At 44.0% G+C, this 20167-nt stretch carries 20 protein-coding genes and 1 tRNA gene; 1 reads left to right on the forward strand and 20 read right to left on the reverse strand.

Annotation, left to right across the window (positions count from 1 at the left end):
* Positions 1 to 3 precede the first annotated feature (3 nt).
* The 8 genes from pgsA to HZA10_04560 form a co-directional block, all read right to left on the reverse strand.
* Positions 4 to 525 carry a CDP-diacylglycerol--glycerol-3-phosphate 3-phosphatidyltransferase gene (gene pgsA / locus HZA10_04525; GenBank protein ID MBI5195568.1) on the reverse strand — a complete coding sequence of 174 codons (522 nt, stop codon included), beginning with the start codon at positions 523 to 525 and terminating at the stop codon, positions 4 to 6.
* Entirely contained in the window at positions 518 to 1075 is a 558-nt protein-coding gene (locus HZA10_04530; GenBank protein ID MBI5195569.1) for an HAD-IIIA family hydrolase, read from the reverse strand. The genes pgsA and HZA10_04530 overlap by 8 nt, the downstream gene beginning before the upstream one ends.
* Complete coding sequence (locus HZA10_04535; GenBank protein ID MBI5195570.1) at positions 1072 to 2034, reverse strand: KpsF/GutQ family sugar-phosphate isomerase; 963 nt, start codon at positions 2032 to 2034, stop codon at positions 1072 to 1074. The genes HZA10_04530 and HZA10_04535 overlap by 4 nt, the downstream gene beginning before the upstream one ends.
* A 281-nt stretch (positions 2035 to 2315) precedes the next feature.
* Positions 2316 to 3140 (reverse strand): 3-deoxy-8-phosphooctulonate synthase, encoded by an 825-nt coding sequence (kdsA, locus tag HZA10_04540; GenBank protein MBI5195571.1) that lies wholly within the window; start codon positions 3138 to 3140, stop codon positions 2316 to 2318.
* Between the two features lie 3 nt (positions 3141 to 3143).
* Positions 3144 to 3536, reverse strand: coding sequence for a glycine cleavage system protein GcvH (gcvH, locus tag HZA10_04545; GenBank protein MBI5195572.1), 393 nt, complete (start codon positions 3534 to 3536; stop codon positions 3144 to 3146).
* 114 nt (positions 3537 to 3650) lie between these two features.
* Positions 3651 to 4169: a TlpA family protein disulfide reductase gene (locus HZA10_04550; GenBank protein MBI5195573.1), complete on the reverse strand. Its 519-nt coding sequence runs from the start codon at positions 4167 to 4169 to the stop codon at positions 3651 to 3653.
* A gap of 130 nt (positions 4170 to 4299) precedes the next feature.
* Positions 4300 to 4383 (reverse strand) — tRNA-Leu (locus HZA10_04555).
* 215 nt (positions 4384 to 4598) lie between these two features.
* Positions 4599 to 4793, reverse strand: coding sequence for a hypothetical protein (locus HZA10_04560; protein MBI5195574.1), 195 nt, complete (start codon positions 4791 to 4793; stop codon positions 4599 to 4601).
* Between the two features lie 90 nt (positions 4794 to 4883).
* On the opposite strand from HZA10_04560, the gene rlmN reads away from it, so the two are divergent.
* Entirely contained in the window at positions 4884 to 5927 is a 1044-nt protein-coding gene (gene rlmN, locus HZA10_04565; GenBank protein ID MBI5195575.1) for a 23S rRNA (adenine(2503)-C(2))-methyltransferase RlmN, read from the forward strand.
* A gap of 76 nt (positions 5928 to 6003) precedes the next feature.
* Here the strand turns inward: rlmN and HZA10_04570 are convergent, their stop codons facing one another.
* The 12 genes from HZA10_04570 to HZA10_04625 all read right to left on the reverse strand — a co-directional run bounded on the left by HZA10_04570 (position 6004) and on the right by HZA10_04625 (position 19956).
* Positions 6004 to 6381: a response regulator gene (locus HZA10_04570; GenBank protein ID MBI5195576.1), complete on the reverse strand. Its 378-nt coding sequence runs from the start codon at positions 6379 to 6381 to the stop codon at positions 6004 to 6006.
* 49 nt (positions 6382 to 6430) lie between these two features.
* Positions 6431 to 7504, reverse strand: coding sequence for a chemotaxis response regulator protein-glutamate methylesterase (locus HZA10_04575; protein ID MBI5195577.1), 1074 nt, complete (start codon positions 7502 to 7504; stop codon positions 6431 to 6433).
* Positions 7505 to 7507: 3 nt separating this feature from the next.
* Complete coding sequence (locus tag HZA10_04580) at positions 7508 to 8371, reverse strand: protein-glutamate O-methyltransferase CheR (GenBank protein MBI5195578.1); 864 nt, start codon at positions 8369 to 8371, stop codon at positions 7508 to 7510.
* Entirely contained in the window at positions 8358 to 10364 is a 2007-nt protein-coding gene (locus tag HZA10_04585) for a HEAT repeat domain-containing protein (GenBank protein ID MBI5195579.1), read from the reverse strand. The genes HZA10_04580 and HZA10_04585 overlap by 14 nt, the downstream gene beginning before the upstream one ends.
* Before the next feature lies 1 nt (position 10365).
* Positions 10366 to 10839, reverse strand: coding sequence for a chemotaxis protein CheW (locus tag HZA10_04590; GenBank protein ID MBI5195580.1), 474 nt, complete (start codon positions 10837 to 10839; stop codon positions 10366 to 10368).
* Positions 10832 to 12535 carry a hypothetical protein gene (locus HZA10_04595; GenBank protein MBI5195581.1) on the reverse strand — a complete coding sequence of 568 codons (1704 nt, stop codon included), beginning with the start codon at positions 12533 to 12535 and terminating at the stop codon, positions 10832 to 10834. Before HZA10_04595 ends, HZA10_04590 begins: the two co-directional genes overlap by 8 nt.
* A gap of 50 nt (positions 12536 to 12585) precedes the next feature.
* Positions 12586 to 15468, reverse strand: coding sequence for a phosphate/phosphite/phosphonate ABC transporter substrate-binding protein (phnD, locus tag HZA10_04600; protein MBI5195582.1), 2883 nt, complete (start codon positions 15466 to 15468; stop codon positions 12586 to 12588).
* Positions 15469 to 15484: 16 nt separating this feature from the next.
* Positions 15485 to 16126: a chemotaxis protein CheW gene (locus HZA10_04605; GenBank protein MBI5195583.1), complete on the reverse strand. Its 642-nt coding sequence runs from the start codon at positions 16124 to 16126 to the stop codon at positions 15485 to 15487.
* Positions 16107 to 16934, reverse strand: a complete 828-nt coding sequence (locus HZA10_04610; protein MBI5195584.1) for an AAA family ATPase — start codon at positions 16932 to 16934, stop codon at positions 16107 to 16109. Before HZA10_04610 ends, HZA10_04605 begins: the two co-directional genes overlap by 20 nt.
* A 3-nt stretch (positions 16935 to 16937) precedes the next feature.
* Complete coding sequence (locus HZA10_04615) at positions 16938 to 18908, reverse strand: chemotaxis protein CheA (GenBank protein MBI5195585.1); 1971 nt, start codon at positions 18906 to 18908, stop codon at positions 16938 to 16940.
* Positions 18905 to 19273, reverse strand: a complete 369-nt coding sequence (locus HZA10_04620) for a response regulator (GenBank protein ID MBI5195586.1) — start codon at positions 19271 to 19273, stop codon at positions 18905 to 18907. Before HZA10_04620 ends, HZA10_04615 begins: the two co-directional genes overlap by 4 nt.
* Positions 19274 to 19383: 110 nt before the next feature.
* Positions 19384 to 19956, reverse strand: coding sequence for a flavodoxin family protein (locus HZA10_04625; GenBank protein MBI5195587.1), 573 nt, complete (start codon positions 19954 to 19956; stop codon positions 19384 to 19386).
* Positions 19957 to 20167 lie beyond the last annotated feature (211 nt).

Here is a 20167-nt window from a genome sequence, read left to right on the forward strand (position 1 = left end):
CCTCTACTCCATTTTTTTGAACTGTACAAAATACCGGACGCCGGAGACAATACCGATAGCCATTGACGTCCACAGCAAAAACACGCCCGGGCTGTACATATCAATATCCCAATAAGAGCGGCTCAGCAAAAGCATAAGTATTGACGCAATCTGCATTGCTGTTTTTATTTTTCCTCCGGTCTCGGCAGGAATCACAATATCTTTTGATAATGCCACAATCCTCAGCCCTGTAACAAGAAACTCCCTGACAATAATTACTATAGCTATCCAGGCCGGTATCAGTTCCATATCCACAAGCATAATAAGAGCGGATATTATTAAAAGTTTATCTGCAATAGGGTCCAGTATCACGCCAAGTTTTGTTACCTGCTTTGATTTTCTCGCTATATAGCCGTCAACTGCGTCTGTTATGCAGGCTATTGCAAATATAACTGTCCCTAAGAACGGCCTGGTGGTTATTACAAAAACAAAGAAAGGAATCAGCAGTATCCTGCTGAATGTTATTATGGTAGGAACATTAAACAAGAAACTCCCCTGACACTTTTTTCCATAGCCCCGACGCCTTTAAAATCAGGTCGGTTAATTCCCTCACAGCCCCCCTGCCGCCGCTTTTTTTCATTACGACGTCGGCATACTTTTTGGCTTCTTCATCAGCGTCGGCAGGCACGGCGGAAAGCCCGGCCCTCTTAAGCAGTTCAACATCAACAATATCGTCTCCCATAAAAGCAACATTTTCATCCTTGCAGTTGTATTTTCCAAGCAGCTCTTCATAAACTGCCGATTTCTTGAAAATCCTCTGGAAGACATCGGTGATGCCGAGCTCTTTGGCCCTGATATCCACAACCTTTGAGCGCCTTCCGGTTATAATCGCAACTTTAATGCCGGACTTCTGAATCATCTTTATTCCATGTCCGTCTCTTACGTTAAACCGCTTAAACTCATTCCCTTTGTTGTCAAGAATAATGCTGCCGTCGGTCATAACTCCGTCAACATCAAGGATAAGCAGTTTTATTTTTTTTGCCTTGTCCTTTAACTTGAACCCTTGAACCCTTGAACCCTTGAACCCTTTCTTCATACTATCCCCTGTTTCAATATATCATGCAGGTGTATTATGCCCTTTGCGCGTCCATTTTCATCCGGCACCACAAGTGAAGTAATGGAGAGATTTTCCATAATGGATAATGCCTTTGCCGCAAGTTCATTTTCACCGATGCTCTTTGGATTTTTGGTCATTACCTCGCCTGCCTTCATGTCAAAAAACGCCTTGCCCCATTTTTCTATTCCCCTTCTCAGGTCGCCGTCAGTGACAATGCCGAGAATCCTGCCGTTATTTTCGGCAACGATTGTAACGCCGAGCCTTCCTGAGGATATTGCCAGAACCGCATTTGCCATCGGCGCATCCGGGGATACAACAGGCAGGCCTTCGCCGGAATGCATAAGGTCGCCGACTTTAATCAGGAGCTTTTTTCCGAGACTTCCCTCAGGATGGAACAATGCAAAATCCTCTTCGCTGAAACCTCTTTTGTTTAAAAGAGCCACTGCCAGCGCATCGCCCATTGCCAAAGCCGCAGTAGTAGAAGCAGTAGGAACAAGCCCCATGGAGCAAGCCTCTTCCTTAACGGAAACGTCAAAGACAACATCCGAGGCCTTTGCAAGCGTAGAATCAGGACTGCCGGTTAATGAAATGATTTTGATATCAAGCCGTTTTAATATCGGCAGTATTTTTATGATTTCGTCAGTCTCGCCGCTGTTTGAAAGAGCCAGAACAACATCCCCCTTTGTGACCATGCCTATGTCGCCGTGGACACCTTCCGCAGGATGAAGAAATAATGCGGGAGTCCCTGTAGAGGCAAACGTGGCGGCTATTTTCTTGCCGATAAGCCCGGATTTCCCCATGCCTGTGACAACTACCCTGCCCCTGCATGAATAAATTATGTCAATTGCCGTTAAAAGATTGTCACCCACTCTCTCGACAAGCGACTTTATCGCCTCAGCCTCCACCATTAAAACCTTTTTAGCCAGTTCAATTAACATATAATTTACCTCTTGCCTTTGTTTTATAACACACCCCTTAATCCCCTCTTTTTAGAGAGGAATTTAAAACGATTCCGGACAAGCCGGAATGACAACTAATGGAACACACATCCAAAAGGCATATGTGCCCATAAAATTTTAAGGGCAACACCTTAGCGTCATGCTGCCTTTTACAAATAGTTTAAAGCAATAACTTAAAACTTTTTGCAGCATGACAGATAATAATCATCGTTGCTTTCTTAAAGTTTTACGGGCATATACGCCTTTGCAGAGTGCATTTGTTATTTTCTTACAATACAATTTATTTCCATCAGCTCCCTGATTAACGGAGAAAGCTCATTAACATTTAACATATTCGGACCGTCGCAAAGGGCTTTATCCGGACATTCATGTACCTCCATGAATACTGCATCACAGCCGGCGGAAACTGCCGCCCTTGCAAGAGGCGCAATAAACTCTCTCTGCCCGCCCGAACTGGCTCCCAGTCCCCCTGGAAGCTGAACGCTGTGAGTGGCATCATAAACAACCGGAAAACCAAAACCCCGCATAACAGGTATGGCGCGCATATCCACCACAAGATTGTTATACCCGAATGACACGCCTCTTTCAGTAATAAGAATTTTATCACTGCCTGCCGACTGTATTTTATGAATGATATTTTTAACATCCCACGGCGCAAGAAACTGCCCCTTTTTAATGTTTACGGGCTTGCCTGTTTTTGCTGCGGCAAGGATTAAATCCGTCTGCCTGCACAAAAAAGCAGGTATCTGAACGGCGTCAAGAACCTCTCCTGCATAAGATATTTCGCCTGCGGAGTGAACATCTGAAATAACGGGCAGGCCCGTTATTTTCCTTACCTTCTCAAGAATCCTCAGCCCTTTTTTAAGTCCGGGTCCCCTGTAAGATTTAATAGAGGTCCTGTTGGCCTTGTCATAGGAACTTTTAAAGACAACAGACAGGTTCAGATTATCTGATAATTTTTTAAGTTTCTCAGCGATCTTTAATGTTACTTTTTCAGACTCAATAACGCAGGGGCCGGCAATAAAGGCAAGTGATTTACCGCCGCCGATAACAACATTCCCTATTTTTACTTTCTTCGGATTCATTATTCAGATTAGTTTTACCTCTTTTTCCAAATACCGTTCATATTCAAAGGCTTCCATTAACCTATTAAGCTCTGCGCTGTTTTTAAGCTTAATCACCGCAATCCACCCCTCGCCGTACGGGTCATCATTTATCATCTCAGGCGTCTCGGCCAATTCTTCATTAACCTCTATCACTGTTCCGCTTACAGGGCTTGTGACAACCATGGAAGTCCTTGCTGATTCAATTTCGGCAAACTCAGCATTTGCCTCAACATCTGTTTCAACATCAGGCAAATCAATATATAAAACATTTCCAAGTGACATCTGGCCATAATGTGTTATTCCAATTACAGCCTTTTTCCCGCTAACCCTGACCCACATATGTTCCCTATGATACTTAAGATCATCCGGACACATCTGCCGCTCCATTCACAAAAAATATCATTAAACTTGTCCCAGAAAATATAAGTTTATACCATATCATGCAACATTTGGCAATTATGACAAAGTTTTCCTGAAATTATTCATCCGTTATTTCAATAAGTTATCAATCATTTTTCTTGAATCCTTATTCAGCCAGTCTCTCCCTCCCATAAATTTTTGTCTGATGGTCCCGTCGCGGCCGATAAAAAAAGATGTCGGCAGCGCGTAAACGCCGTAACTCTCCGCTGTCTTCCCGTCATCCATCAGGATTACAAAATCCATAGGTGTTTTTTTAAGGTAATCTTTCACCCTATTTGCAGATTTGTCCGTAGCGACAGCCGCAATGATAAGCCCTTTGCCTTTATATTCTTTATTAAGCGCGATTAGGGCAGGCCTTTCCTCCCTGCAGTACGGACACCACGTCGCCCAGAAATTAAGCAGTACGGGCTTGCCCTTAAAAGAAGAAAGCGGCACATCTTTTCCCGCCAGGTCTTTGAGCGTAAAGTCAGGGGCTTTTTTGCCTGAAAGCTTGTCTATCGCATAAGGCGTAATTTGTTCTGCATGCGCAAAACTGATTGATGACATGGCAAATGCAAGTGTTAGAATCAACATCCAGAGTTTTTTCATTTTCTGCTTCTCCTTTAACTTTTAGCGCAGGCTAAAGCCTGCGGCTACCTAACTTTTAACCTGCCCAAAAACCGGCAGGCAAGCTCTTATCTGTTCACTGTTAACGGTCAACTGTTAACTGCCTTTAAAGTGCCGGCGGTGGGAGTTGAACCCACACGGGCTTGCGCCCACCGGATTTTGAGTCCGGCGCGTCTGCCAATTTCACCACGCCGGCAAACACAGACAATAATACCCCCGCAGTCCCAATGTTTCGGGACGGGGTATCTAAAATCTCCCCTCCCCTGGCGGGAGGGGATGAAGGGGAGGGGGAAAGAATTTTTATAACCACCCCCACCCTAACCCTCCCCCGTCAAGGGGGAGGGAAGTAAGTTGATAATTTTGCAATGATAAATTTAAAATTTCCTCTCTGCGTCTTCTGTGGTCTAAAATTTATCCTTTATGCATTTTTATAAAGCTGCCTATGGAACGGTCGTATGTCTTTTCCGCATCTTTGCTGAAAAAACACGCCGGAAGCTCGCCGCTGCCCCTGTGATAGTGCAGGCATTCACAGCACTTTAATTTCCTGATGCAGGAGATGTAAGTACAGTTGCAAAAGGCTTTATTTTTTTCCATTCGGCATTCCATCTTTATTTCTCCGGGATAATAATTTAAAATGGTGTATTTCATAGAATAATAGACAGCCGATTAATAATCAAGTGTGTAATAATTTAACTCATGAAAATTAATCTAAAACAACTGCAGGAAAAAGAAATGCATGCATTTATTGAACGCCTCGGGCAAAGTCCTTTCAGGGCAAGACAGGTTATCAACTGGATATATAAAAAGTCTGCGGCATCTTTTGACGAAATGACCGACCTGCCTGTGACTCTGCGTGAGGAGCTGAAAAAAACAGCATATATCAGCAATGTTAATCTGCTGAAAAAACAGGTCTCCAAAGACGGCACGCAAAAGTTTCTCTTTGAGCTGGAAGACGGTAAAACAATTGAAAGCGTTCTTATTCCGGATAAAAACCGGCATACATTATGCATTTCATCTCAGGTGGGCTGTGCAATGGAATGCAAATTTTGCATGACAGGCAGGCTGGGGCTTAAAAGGAACCTCATGGCTTATGAAATGGTTGATCAGGTAATAGCTGTAAGCAGAATCATAGCTGGGGGGACTTTGAAAACTACAAGAATCACCAACATAGTTTTTATGGGTATGGGCGAGCCTTTAAATAATTTTGATGAAGTTATAGACGCTCTCCGGAGGCTGACCGGCATCATGGATTTCTCCGGACAAAAGATTACCATTTCAACGGCAGGCATAGTTCCAAAGATCTCCGCCCTGGCCCAAAAAGGTCCAGGCGTAAATCTCGCTGTCTCCTTAAACGCCTCAACCGATGAGATAAGGAGCAAAATCATGCCTGTCAATAAGCGCTATCCGATTAAAGAGCTTATAACCGCCTGCAAACGTTTTCCGCTGGCTCCGAGGAAGCGGATAACATTTGAATATGTCCTCTTAAAAGGCATAAATGATTCAAAGGAAGACGCTGTAAGGCTTATAAAACTGCTTAGGGGAATAAAATCAAAGGTGAATTTAATACCGTACAATTCGGCGCCTTCCATCATGCCGCTTCAGGACAAAAAACCTGTTGAGGGGCAGGTTTTGTTCTTTCAGAAAATATTAACTGATGCAGGGATAACAGCGATAATCAGAAAAAGCAAAGGACAGGATATCCTTGCCGCCTGCGGTCAGTTGCAGGGATCTAACATCTGAGAATTTATTTTAAATTTAACATTGCAAATTTGCATTTTGAAATGATAATTGATAATTTTGCAATGAAAAATAACCGTCACTGCAGGAGGTTATTAATCGTCTTTATAAGTTCCTGCGTCTGGATGGGTTTTGTGATATAGGCATTGGCTCCGATAGCCATGGCCCTTTTTCTGTCTTCTTCAGCGCCTTCGGTTGTAATGATAATAATAGGCGTATTCTTGTACTTCTGGTCGCCCCTGAGAATACTCACCAGCTTCAGCCCATCCATCAAAGGCATATTAATATCCACAAGGATTAAATCAAACGTGTCGGTTGACAGTTTCTTTAGGGCGTCCAGACCATCTGTTGCCTCTATGACATTAGAGTCTGTCAGCCTTTTCAGGACAAACGAAATTAACTGCCTCGTTGTAGGCGAATCATCAACAACCATGATGTTATTTATTATCTTTACCATTTACCCAGTTAGTAAGCCCCGTCCCTTCCAACGCGGCTTACCCTGCCTGCTATTCCTGTCCTTTGAATCTCTTTAAAATTTCCGCGGGTATTTGCTGAAGCGACGCAATCATATCAGCGGCTCCGGCCGATATAACCTCATGGGGCATCCCGAATATGACGGCGCTTTCCTCTGACTCGGCTATTGTAAAGCCTCCCCTTCTTTTGATTTCTTTCATCCCGGCCTTCCCGTCGCTGCCCATTCCTGTAAGGACTACGCCGATTGTCTTTGGCCCAAAAATTTCTGCCGCGCTCTTCATCATCAGATCAATTGACGGGATATATATATCATCCTCAGTGGAATCCTTAATGGTCACAACAGTTTCACCTTTTGTCCTGTTAAGCATTATATGATGACCGCCCGGACAGATGAGCGCCTTGCCGGCTTCAACAGCCTCGCCGTGCTCCGCCTCTTTAACAGTAAGGGCGCTTACCTTATTCATCCTGCTGGCAAATTGCCTCGTAAACCCATACGGCATATGCTGGCTGATGAGTATGGGCGATGGAAAATTCCCCGGAAGCATGGAGAGCACTACCTGAAGCGCGGCCGGACCTCCAGTTGAAGCGCCCATAGTAACTATCTTTATATCTTTGTCTTCAAACCTCTCGTAACTTTTCGGCATAACCGCATCTTTATACCCGACCCATGAGATATTTTTCCTGAGTTTATCCATATTCAAAGAGGTAATGCTCAGGACCTTTCTTAACAGGTCTCCCTCTATTGCTTCAAGCTCTTTTGAAGCGCTTTTGGTCGGCTTAACGATAAAATCCACTGCGCCTAATTCCAATGCTTTAAAGACAGTAGATTTTTCTCCGTGGGAACTGACAATGATGACAGGCATGGGATTTTCTTCCATCAGCCATCTGAGGAGCGTAAAACCATCAACCCTCGGCATTTCAAGATCAAGCGTGATGACATCAGGTTTTAATTTCATGACTTTTTTCATCCCGTCATAACCGTCAACCGCAACGCCCGCTACTTCTATGGCCGGCGACTTCTCAAGCATCCTCTTTATTGTCTGCCGGTTAAACGCCGAGTCGTCAATAATCAAAACTCTGATTGGTTTTTGTCCTGTTCCGGTCATAATTTATAATCCCTGCCTCTCAGGTTTTTGATACACCATATCGTTACTAAAATGCTTTAAAGAAAAAGCTGTAGAAAGCTTTATAAGCGACTCTGTATGTCCCAGCACCATATAACCTCCGTATACAAGGCTGTTATAGAAATTTTCTATAACCTTCTTTCTTGCCGCGTCATCAAAATATATTAAAACATTACGGCAAAAAATTAAATCCATTTTCCCGACCAGACGCACCTTGAAAGGGTCAAACAGGTTCACATAGTTAAAGACAACGAGTTTTCTGACGCTGTCGGATATGCTGTAAGTATCATCAGCTTCGTTATGAAAATATTTTTTTATAAAATAATATTCCGTGCTCCTGAATGAATTCTTTTTGTAAATTCCGCGCCGCGCAACCTGAAGCGCCCTCTGGCTTATATCACTGCCCACTATCCTGATATCCCACCCGTCAAAGCCTCCTTTCTCAAGCAGCAGCATGGCAAAAGTATAAGGCTCCTCTCCGGTAGCGCAGCCGGCAGACCATATACTTATCTTTTTTTTGTCCTTATTTTTCTCCTTAAGTTCAGGGATTATTTCATCTATGAACGCCTTTAACTGGGACTCTCCCCTGAAAAAATAAGTCTCGTTTACCGTTAAAATGTCCATAATGTTTTGAATCTCATCGTCCCGTTTCTGGTCATACATAAGGAAACGGTAATATTCCCTGAAGTCTTCCAGACGAAGGACCTTTAAACGCCTGTTCAGCCTCCGCTCTACCAGAAAGAGCGATTTTTCATTAAAAAAAATACCGCAGTATTCCCTGATAAAATCACTTATCAGGCGGAAGACATCCAGATGCAGAGGTATAATTTCTTCTTCAAATTGCAAGATATCTCTCCGCAGTTTCCCTTACCTGATAATCTTCGTCAAGTTCAGCGGTATCTTTTAAATATTTTTCGCTCTCGGATTTAAAAAATTTGCCGAGGACGTCAACGGCCTTCTTTCTCACCGACCATGCGTTATCCTTTAAAAGCGGGATGAGGTCGCGGAAAATTCCGTCAAATATGGACAATGACTCAATAGCCGTGGCCCTTATCTCGGCGTCCTTGTCTTTTAAAAGTCTGCGCAGTACCTCCTTAACCTTTTTCTCCTTAAAATTACCCAGTTCCTTAATTGCAGCGGCCTTCACAAACCCTGATGTGTCCGACAGGAGATTTATCAGCGGCTCTACGGCTTTCTTGTTTCTGGTACTGCCCAGTCCCTTGGCTGCAGCGACCCTGACAAATACATTCGTATCATTAAGAAGAAATATAAGAGGCTCTACAACTTCTTCGGAATCAATCATGCTGATAGCCATGGCGGCAGACTTGCGGACCTCCGGAGATTCATCCGACAAGGCCGGCATCAGATACTTTATTGACTCCGGTGTATCTATCCGGCTGAGCGCATCAACAACCGCCGTCCGGACCCTGACATCACTGTCTCTAAGCGCGGCGCCGAGCGTCTCTATTGCCTTTTTAGCGCCGATGAGGCCGAGAAGCACTGCAGAACTTTTTCTTACCACAGGGTTTTTATCGGAAAGAGATGCTGTTATTTCATCTGTGTCCAGCCACTTCTCTAATCTTAAAAGGGCTTTAAGCGCTGCCTCCTGCACATCTTCATAGCGGTCAAACATCAGCGGTTTTATGTGCTTAACCGTCTCCGGATTATCCAGCGTTGAAAGCGCAATAGCCGCACTACTCCTTACATGCCCGTCTTCATCTTTAAGCAGGCTGATGAGGTGGTCCTGAAACGCCGCGGAAGCAGCCTTCGCCGCTATGCCGCATATGACCCTTCGCTGGTACAGGTCTTTTGAATTGAAAAAAGGGATAAGAAAGTCCGGTGAAGCCTTGCTTATGGACACAAGCGTCTTTATGATTATTTCACTTGGTTCCTCTTCAATAGCCATTTCAAGAAGCGCCGGAAGGACCGATTTATCCCTGAGAAGTCCAAGCAGTACGGTTGAGGCAATCATTACATCGGTCTTTTCGCTTTTGGCATGATGCGCCAGTAAACTAACGGCTTCGCTTCCATGTATTTTGTTAATAGTCTTAATTATGATGTCTTCGGAAATTCCTCTTTCATAAAATTGTTTGATTGCTATGATAGTCTCTTCCTGAACAGTTTTTAACCCATCTTTTAAAAACGGGGCTATCTTTGTCAGCGATTCAGGGTCGGCAATCTGCCCCAAGGCCTTGATGACAGGTTTTCTCAGGTCTTTTCTGTGCAAGGCCGAAACAAGCGCATCAACCGCCCTTGCATCGCCGATCTTGCCCAGTCCGTCAACGGCATGATATGCGAGCCATGTATTGACGCCCTTCATGATGGGAATAAGGCTGGTTACGGCGGATTTATCGCGAAAATCACAGAGATACTCTATGGCTGATGAACGGACGTTATCATCTTTATCTTCAATCGCCTTTAATAAAACCGGAAGCGCCTTTGGGTCTTTTGTGCGTCCGACAATATCAATAACAAATTTTCTGACATCGGGGTTGGGGGTGTTATAGGCCTTTTTTAGATGACCGGTGACAGTGTGCCCTAATGAAATCAGCGCTTCAAGCGCAGAATTTCTTGCATTGGCATTGTTTTCACGCTTAAGCGTGGATATGAGTCCTTTTATTACCGCATTGCTTTTGATCGCAAGCAGCAGCTCAACAGCAGTTTTTCTTATTCGCCAGTTGTCGTCTTCAAGGCTTTTTATAAGAAGGGCGATTGCCAAGGTCCTGTTTTTAAGCTTAATCAATTGCCTGACGGCGTCAAGCCTGACTTCAACGTCATCGCTCTTCATCAGGGAATTAAATTTACTCTGGAATACGGCCGCCGCCTTTTTTTCATCAGCCAATTTAATTGCCCCCTTTTTTGTCTTTAACAGGATTCCCTGACAAACTGCCTAAAAGCATTATTTCTTCGGGAGTAAGCAGATTGTCAATATTCAAAATAATTATCAGTCTGTCGCCTGACTTCCCGATGCCGCTGAGATATTCAGGTTTCAGCCCTTTAAAAATAGCCGGCGGGGATGATATCTCTTTTTTGTCAATATGGAGAATCTGCCTGACTGCATCAACCAGCAGTCCGATTTTTTCCCCGCGTATCATTACGATTAAGATCCTTTCCTCCTGAGGCGAGGGTTCAACATTAAGGCGTTTTCTCATATCCAGCAAGGGGATTACAGCGCCTCTCAGGTTGATAACGCCGGTGATAAAACTCGGGGTATTGGGAAGCGGGGTTGTCTTCAGCGGCCTTGCAATCTCAAATACCTTGTCAAGATCAACGCCGAATTCTTCTCCCGCTATGGCAAAAATAGCGTACTTACTCAAATTTAAGCCCTTCTATGGTTTTCCTGAAGGCCTGAGCCTCATGCTCCATCTTCTTAAAAGAAGCGCTCATATGCTGAATAGCGGTAGCAGTATTGTAGCAAATTGTTTTAATCATATCTACTTTCTGAATAAGGTCCAGGCTGACTTTGCCATGCTCGGATAAAGTGCTGACTATGCCTTTGACGCTGTCGTTTGCGGCATCAAAGCTCTTGGTCAGCATACGCGCCCCAAAAGATTGATCCTGAAGGTTTCTCTTTATAAATTCAGACAGGTCTTTAAGCTTCTCCGCAACAGTGGTAATCTGGTCTGATTCCTGCACCTGCATGTGAGCGGCTCTTAAGATATATCCTATTGTCACCTGCATTAATTCAATATAAGTGGTTATCTGAGTTATTGCGCCGACCTGTTCGCCTGTAGCCTTCTGAATTACATGCGCCATCTCATCAGAATGCTTTGCAGTATCAATCACTCCCCTGAAGGCCTCGCCTGTTTTTACGATAAGTGCAATACCCTTTTCAACTACCTGTGCGCTTTTTTCCGAAACAGTAATGGTTGAGGCTATTTCATCCCTGAACATATTAATGATATCCGTAATTTCTTTTGTAGAGGCGACCGTCCTGTCAGAGAGCGTTTTTATTTCTTCGGCAATAACTGAAAATCCCTTGCCATACTCTCCGGCCTGCTCGGCCAGAATCGCCGCATTTAAACTTAACAGGTTTGTTTGTTTTGTTACATTCGCAATAACTGAGAGAACTTTCTCTATATTTTTGGACTTTACGCCGAGTCTTGTTGCAAACTCAAAGTTTTTTGCAACTGCATTTGCTATCTCCTCCATACCCTCCATGGCATTAACAACGCTTAACATGCCCTCATCAGAGGCTATTCCCCTCACCTTACTCGTCAGATTGACAGATTGCCTGGAACTCTTTTCTATCGCCTTAAGATTCTCCGATATCTCCATAACCGATACTATTGCCTCATCAGTAGAGGTAGAAAGGCTTTCACCCCTTTTAAATGTTTCTTTTGCAGCAACCGTAATGCTGCTCATTAGAGAATAAATTTCATTCAGCGATTTGGAAAATTGATCAAGATTCTCCTCAACTTCCTCAATAGTAGAACTAATCTGAGCAAAGACAGTCATATTCCCTTCAAGAAACTTTGTGAAATCATTTGTGTTGTTAAGAATTTTTACTTGCAGTTTCTCGCAGTTTCTTAATGATACCGCCACCTCCTCTGTTGAAGCAAACTGGTTGTTCGTGTCTTCTGTGATTTTATCCGTGTGCGGCTTTATTTTTTCAATTGTAACCGCAATGTCATTTGACGAGGCATATAACTTACGGATAATGCTTCTGAAATAAATTATCAGGGTATTAAAATTTTTTACCAAGGTCCCGATCACGGGCGACACGGGAGGCTTTATGTCAATCATCAGGTTTCCTGCGGCAGCCTTGCTTATCGCTGTATTAAAGTCCGATACCGGCATGCTCAAAAACCTGACAAAAAACAGCAGTGAGCCGGCAAAGGTCAGGATTAAGCATATTACTTCACTCCCAATAAAATAAAACAATAATTTGTTAAATTCCGGGCCGGCAATGGTATCTTTCATCAGTAAAACGGAAAAAGCGGCGCCGGCGCTCTGGCATATAAGGATAACAATCAGCAGCGTTATCATGAATCTTACCGTCAATATTTTCATCTCAGCCTCTCTCTGTAGTTATTCATACAAAATCCTGCAATTAAAATTCACTAAAGCAATTTAAACTTCCGCATCAAATTCCTGATTTCTTCATAATCATTGTCAGCGGCCTCCGTAAAACCTGTATAGTTCGGGTCAATGGACCTCAGTATCTGCATGTCTGAGGCCTTCCTGTCATCCAGTTCAAGCAGAGCCTGTTTTATCTGGAGTTTTTCTTTCTCAGACATATTACTGTTGACGCAAAAATTAAATTCAGGTATTTCAGAGGAATATTTCAGAAGGTTCAAACCCTTGTCCCTGAGCCTCAATGCCGTAGACTCCATAACTCCGCCGGCATCAAACTCCCCGCTTAAAACAGCCGCTGCAACGCCGTCATGATGCCCCAGATGGTCATAATAGCTCAGGTCCTTGAGGTCAATGCCGGCTTCAAGGAGCATAGCCCTCGGGACGATATAGCTTGATGTTGAACGGCTGTCGCCAAAGGCGAAGGAAGCGCCCTTAATGTCATCAATGCTTTTGATTTTCCCGCCCGCCTTTGCAATTATTACAGCGTGATGATAATATCTCCCGCCCCTCAGCGCTTTTACCAGCGCCTCAATGCCGTATTTTTCCTTAGCCTCAATGTAGGTAGAGGGGGTCATATAACAGATATTTGTAACCCCCTCTCCAAAATCTCCAATCGTTCCGGCAAAATCAACGGCAAGCCTGAGATCCACCGTTTTATTTAATTTTTTTGCGAGATACTCGGCAAGCGGGGTAAAACGCCTGTACATCTCCGCAGGCGAGTCAAGCGGCACAACCCCCATTTTGATTGTGTCTGCCTCAGCCTCGCTGCTAAGCTTAAACTTATGCAGTTCAGCCATAAGTATCTCAGCATCTTTAAGGAGGCTCCTTAGGTTTTTATTAATCTGAAACGACCTGCTTCTGTTCCCCTCCGGAAGAGTCATTATCCTTTCCATTGAGATAAATATGTTATTTGTGTTTAATTTCTGTTTGTTGATTGAGCCTGATATCTCATGCAATAACACTGAGATATTCTCCGCCGCATCATGCAGTTGTCTTTCTCCCTTAGACTGCTCCAGAGTGGCGTTTTTAACATGTTTTGAAATTTCCCTGATTTTTTCTGTCTCCGACATTATCAGGTTTACTTCCTTTGACTGCTCAATTGTAGCTTCGGCAATCTGCGCGCTCATGCTTTTTATTTTCCCCATTGAATCCGTGACAACGCCGATTCCCTTTGTCTGCTCATAAGTTGCATTCTCAATCTGCGCCACCATTTCGGCAGAGTGTTTTGAACTTTCAATAATCTGGGCAAATGATTCTTTTGCCTCTTTGGTAAGCAAGGCGCCTTCGTCCACAGTCATAGTTCCCTCTTCCATGTCTGAAACCGCCTCACTGATTTCAGCCTGAACGGATTGTATAAGGGAAGATATTTCCTGAGTAGAATACGAGGTTCTCTCCGCAAGGTCCTTTATCTCATCGGCAACTACTGCAAAACCTTTCCCGTATTCTCCGGCCTGTGCCGCAAGTATTGCAGCATTAAGGGCCAGCAGGGTCGTCTGATCTGTTATCTCGTCAATTACATTCAGGATCTTCCCGATTTCATCCGAGCGGTTGCTGAGTTTTTCAATTGAGCCGGCCGTCTTCCGGACTGTGGATTTTATCCTTTCCATACCCTCTGCTGTTTTTTCAATAGCCGCCAGGCCCACAGAAGTGGCGTCAGACGTAACTTTTACTGAAAGCCTTGCTGATTCCTTTGTATTTGATTCTATTCCCTTAATCGTAGAGTTTATTTCCTCAACGGCAGAAAGCGTCTCCTCCACAGAGCGGGATAATTCACCGGCATTGCCGGCTATTTCATTTATATTCCTTGACATTTCCTCCATGGATGATGACGCTGAATCAACCGCAATAGACAGGTCAATAGCGTTCTTGGCAATTTCCTCTGTTGTCGTTGCCATCTCGTTTGATGAGACAGCCGTCTGCTCGGTTGAAGCGATGAGTCCTGAGACGCTTTCAGCGATCTCACCTATAGACTTATTCAGCTCTTCTATGGATTCCGAGGTCCTGCTTATCGCCTCTGTTTCAATCAGCGAGCCTTCCACAACCTTCTTGGATTCCCTCTCAACATCTACAGTAACATTGACAACCCTCTTGGATACTGAAACTACCCTTTGAATGTTTTTTCCGATATCCAGGGCAGCCTTCGTCATGCTGAGACCAAGCCGGCCCATTTCATCATTGAAACGAATCGGCACCTTGATTGACAGATCACCCTGTGACAAAAGTTTTGCGCTGTTTTCAAATATCTTGACGGGGTTTATTATCGCCATTCTGAAAGCCATCCACAGCAATGCGCTTAAAAGCAGCGTGCCTATAAATAAATATATGACAACAATTTTTATCCTGTAATCCACTCTGTCATAAGCATCTTTCGCAGACATTGAGACCTTTACGGTTCCGATAACACTGCCGGCTGTTTTATCACTGTGGCACTCAGCGCATTTTGCGGAATTTACAAGAGGGTAATAGAAAACTATTTCTTTTCGCAACTTTCGGATAAACCTGGATTTGTTTGCCGCAACCGAATTAACTGCTGCGCGGTCCTCGCTCAGGATATTATTAAAAAGAATGTCCCTGCCTTCAGAGTTAAGCACTGTAACAGCATTAATTTCATTCAAAATGTTTTTTTGCTCGCCGGCGAAGGTCCGGACATCATTAAGATTGCCGCCTGCCAGCACATCGTTCATCTGTTTGGAAACTATAAACGCCGTGTTATTTGAATACGTCATTGCGGTATTGAGCACATCCGACCTGATAAATAAGATGCTGAAAAACCCTATGAACAACCCTCCGATAATCAGCGACAAGACTACAAAGCCGACTATTTTAAGTTCAAGTGATATATCTTTTATTTTCTGAATTAATTTCATATCTTTCCTGAAAATCTTAACTCATTTTAGCTATTTCTTCTACATTTAAAACTGATATGAACCTGTCTTTCATCCTTACAACTCCTTTTACAAAATTCTTTTCCTCGTCATTCAGCGTAGAAGGAGGCTGTAAAAGCGAAGATGAGGGAAACCTCAGCACATCCAAAACCAGCCCGACAAGTATGCCGATAGGCTCTTTTGAAGTCCTGAGTATAATAATTTTGCGCCTGGCGCCGGCCTCCTCTTTAAGTCCTATCCTCTCCCTTATATCAACTACCGGGAGAATCTTCCCGCGGATTGATGTTACCCCCTTAAAATACCTCGCAGATCTCGGCACGGGCGTAATATCCTGAAACCTTAATATTTCGTATATTTCTTTGGTCATTACGGCATATTCCTCATTAGCGACATTAAATGCAAGAATTTCCATCTGCTCATCCACCGGCTCCTCCGCTGCCCCGGGACTGACTGGAAGTTCAGTAACTGCAGGAACTTCCTGCTGAACGGCTTCATGCAGTGTTTTCGCGCTTTCCTTAATGACCGGAGTCTCACTGCTTTCAGTTTTTTGAACATCTGCAGGCGCTTCTTCCTGAACATTCTCAGGCGGCTTCTGCCCGGCTGTTTCTTTTATTTTTTTTCTAATCTTCGCTACATCCATTATTTACCCCGTTTAAACCTAATTCATGAACCACATCATACACCACATCTTTGGGTATCATCTGCAATTCCATGCCAAACCCCTCAAGCAGGGAATTTGAAGCAATATTGTTAATATTCCTCGGAATCCCGCATGAAAATTTACATATAGCGGTTATGGCCTCTTCGCTGAAAAGAGGCTCTGTCTTGCCTGCAACCTTAAGCCTGTAAATTATATATTCCTTTACCTCCTCATCACTAAGCGGGTTAATATGATACCTTAAACCGATCCTCTGCCTCAAAGGGAGGTATGCCTTCCTGTCAAGCCTCACCCTTAAATCAGGCTGTCCGATAAGGACCAGGCTTAACAGATTCCCCTCATCAAGCTGGAAATTGGTCAGCAGCCGTATCTCTTCAAAGGTGGTCCTGTCGGGAATAAGCTGCGCCTCGTCTATAATTATAACAGGCGTGACGCCTTTTGCATGGTCCTCATAAACTTTTTCATAAATTGCCTCAAGCAGGTCGTCTTTATAATGGTTGCTGTCTATTCCAAAACTTTTGGCGATAATCCGCAAAAACTGGGAAGGCGTAAGGCGGGGATTTAAAATTGATATGACCCTGTATTTCTCATCAAGGGAATCCATCAATGCGCGGGACAGCGTAGTCTTGCCGCAGCCGACTTCTCCTGTCAGAAGTATTATCTCCTTTTCTTCAACACCGTGCTGAAGCCTTGCAAGAGCCTCTTCATGCATCTTGCTGTAAAAAAGGAATCTGGGATCCGGAGTCTTGCTGAAAGGCCTGTGTTTTAATCCGAAATAGAATTCATACATAACTTATTCCCTCTTCTCTGACAGCCTCTTAACGGAAAAGGCTTCTTCCATCAAGGCCTCAACATCAAGCACAAGGATAACCTGATGTTTGCCTATTTCAGCCGCGCCTGCCAGCCCGGAAATGTTTTTAAAGTATCCGCCGAGAGATTTCACCACAATTTCCGCCTGCCCCAGCACATTATCAATCAGCAGCCCGAGTCTCCTGTCGCCTATACCGACAATCACCCCGAAATATTCTTCCTTCGGCTCTTCCTTAAGCATGAATATCCTGTCAATCCTGAGCAGCGGAAGCATTTTGCCCCTTGTTTCTATGACCTCCCTGCCCTCAATCGTCTGGATTTTATTGGTGTCAACGATAAAAGTTTCAGAAACAGAGGTCAGCGGAATCGCAAATTTCTCATTTGCCACTTCAATTAAAATCGCCTTGATTATGGCAAGCGTTATAGGCAAAGTAATGGTGAAAGTCGTGCCTGAACCGGCCACGGTTTCAATATCAATAAAACCGCCCAGAGACGCAATTTTTTCCTTTACTATATTCATGCCTATTCCGCGTCCTGAAACCTCGCTGACGCTTTCTTTTGTGCTCAATCCCGGAAGGAAAATAAGGTTTGTAATCTCATTGGAGTCAAACTGCTGGGTTTCAGTCACCAATTTCTTCTCACGGGCTTTCTTGAGAATTTTATCCAGATTAAGTCCGGTGCCGTCGTCGCGGATTGTGATTATTACGTTATTGCCTTTCGGAAAGGACTTGAGGGTCACCGTGCCGCGCTCTTTCTTACCGGAGGCAATTCTTTCATCTTTTGACTCTATTCCGTGGTCTATGGAATTCCTGATAATATGAATCAGCGGGTCTATGATTTCCTCGGCAATGACCTTGTCAATTTCCGTATCTTCGCCGAAAATTTCAAGGTCTATCTCTTTAGCCGCTTCCCTCATATACCTTTTTACAACCTGTGAAAGCCGTGCAAATATCTGGCTGAACGGGACCATCCTCAGCTCCAGGATATTATCCTGCAGTTCTGCAAGCCTTCTTTCAAAGGTCTGCGATATCCTGAGAATATCAAGGGTAAGAGGCGTGTACCCGTAAGTTGCTGCAATCTCATGCCCGATTCTCAGAACAGCGCCTTTTGCAAGCACAAGCTCGCTGACGGTATCAAGAATTTTGTCTAATTTCTCTATGTCTACCCTTACAGTATTAGTTGCGCTCTTTAAAACCACATCCTTTGGTTTTGCCGAAGCAGGCGCAGCAGGCAGGACTGCATGGGGCGGCACAATCATTTCCAGCTCCGAAGCCTGTGCCTTTTCTTTTAAAGAATCTATGTCTGCAGAACTGCCCATGAGGATTGTGAAACCAATTGAGCCATCAGGCACGCCGTGAGAACTTGGAAGGGTGGCAATTATTTCACCTGCACTTCTAAGCTGTAAATTCAGCGCCTCTATTCCCTTATCAAACGTGGTCAGGTCAAAAACCGCTTTGACGAGATATAATGCCTTGCCGTCTTTAACATTGGTTTTCAGCCTGTGCTCTTCATACTCTGACAGCACCCTCAAGATAGACTGGCTTATGCCAAGTTCCTCAAGGTTGACGTCTTTGGACTTGGATTTAAAAGTTTCCCTGAAGGCTTCTATGTCATTGACCTGATGGCTTACATCATCAACATCCTGGTCCTGCGATACCTGCGCTACAAGCGCTTTCAGCGCATCAATATTGCCGAAAATAAAAATTACCGCATTATCGGTAAACTCAATCTTGCCGAGCCTCAAATCATCAAGCAGTGATTCAAGGGTATGGCAGAGGTCGCTGATGCCTTTCACGCCGAAAAGTCCGGACAGCCCTTTCATGGTATGAATAGCGCGGAAAAGGGCGTTTAATGCATCGGGATCAAAAGTGCTTTGAAGTTCCAGCAGGGCATTAGCGGCGTTTGCTAAAATATCTTCTGCCTCTGCGATGAAATCATGTTTTGAGGTCTTCATAAATTCAGTGCTTTTTTAACAGTGCGCTGAAGATCCTCAGATTTAAACGGTTTGGTTAAATACGCGACAGCGCCCAAAGACAGGCCTTTCTTCTTATCTTCCTCACTGCCCTCTGTGGAGATAATAATTACCGGGATTTTTTTATACTGGTCGTTGCCTTTCACAAAACTGATCAGCTCAAGACCGTTTATGTCCGGCATGTTGATGTCAACGGTGATTACGTCAAAAGACTGCAGCGGCAAAAACTTTAAAGCCTCAAAGCCCGTAGAGGCTTCAGATACCCTGACGTCGCCGATATCTTCAATTAAGGATTTTATAAACGCCCTCGTAGCATCCGAATCATCCACAACAAGAGCTGATTTCACAAAATCCCCCTCTTTTGTTTCACAAATTAAAGTATATCAAAAGTAATTCATATGCGTCAATGAGTTAATATGTCCAAAATCCGGAGATAATTCGTTAGAAATAACACTCTTCATATTTCAACCAATTTTTTCCCTGCATCATACGCATCCTCAAGCGCGGTTTTATGCCTGAGGATGTCGCCCTTTTTGTCAATGCCGAGATAGCTTAATACCTTATGTTCGGGAAAACTGACGGTCCTGAAGAAGGCCCTTGCGCAGGACTCCGAACACCGCACGCCTGTATTGGCCATCATGCCTCCGACAAGCAATAAAAGACCCTTCCTTCCGTCCATGCTTTCAGCGAGAGGTCTCCTGAGGAGATATTTTTCACACCAAAAACACTGGCACCTGTCTATCATGGCTTTTGTCTGGGCGCTTAGGGCAAAGAAATAAATTGGGGACGCAAGAATAATTCTGTCTGACGTCCTTATTGCATCATATATCCGGTCCATATCGTCGCGGTTAATGCATACGCCTGTTTCATTACAGCCGCCGCAATTCTGGCAGGGACGGATATTCATGGAATTCAGTTCAAAGACCTGAACCCTGAAACCTCCACCTTCAATGCCCCTTACGGCCTCCCTCAGAAGCAGTCCGGTATTGCCGTCTTTTCTCGGACTGCCCATAAACGCGCATATCTTCATAGATATGATTTCAACCTAAAATCAATCTTTTGTCAAGAGAAAGTTTGTTCTGAAAATTGAATTTTTGAAATAATGCTGTTATTCTTTTGCAGTGAGCTCAATCATTAAAATAAAACCCGATTTGGAAACAGCCTGTCCCTGGGTTGGATTCTTTTATAAGCCAATATTTCATCTTCTGTTAATTGTCATAGTTGGTTTGATTGCCTACTCC

The organism is Nitrospirota bacterium, from assembly GCA_016212185.1.
Classification (GTDB): Bacteria; Nitrospirota; Thermodesulfovibrionia; order UBA6902; family DSMQ01; genus JACRGX01.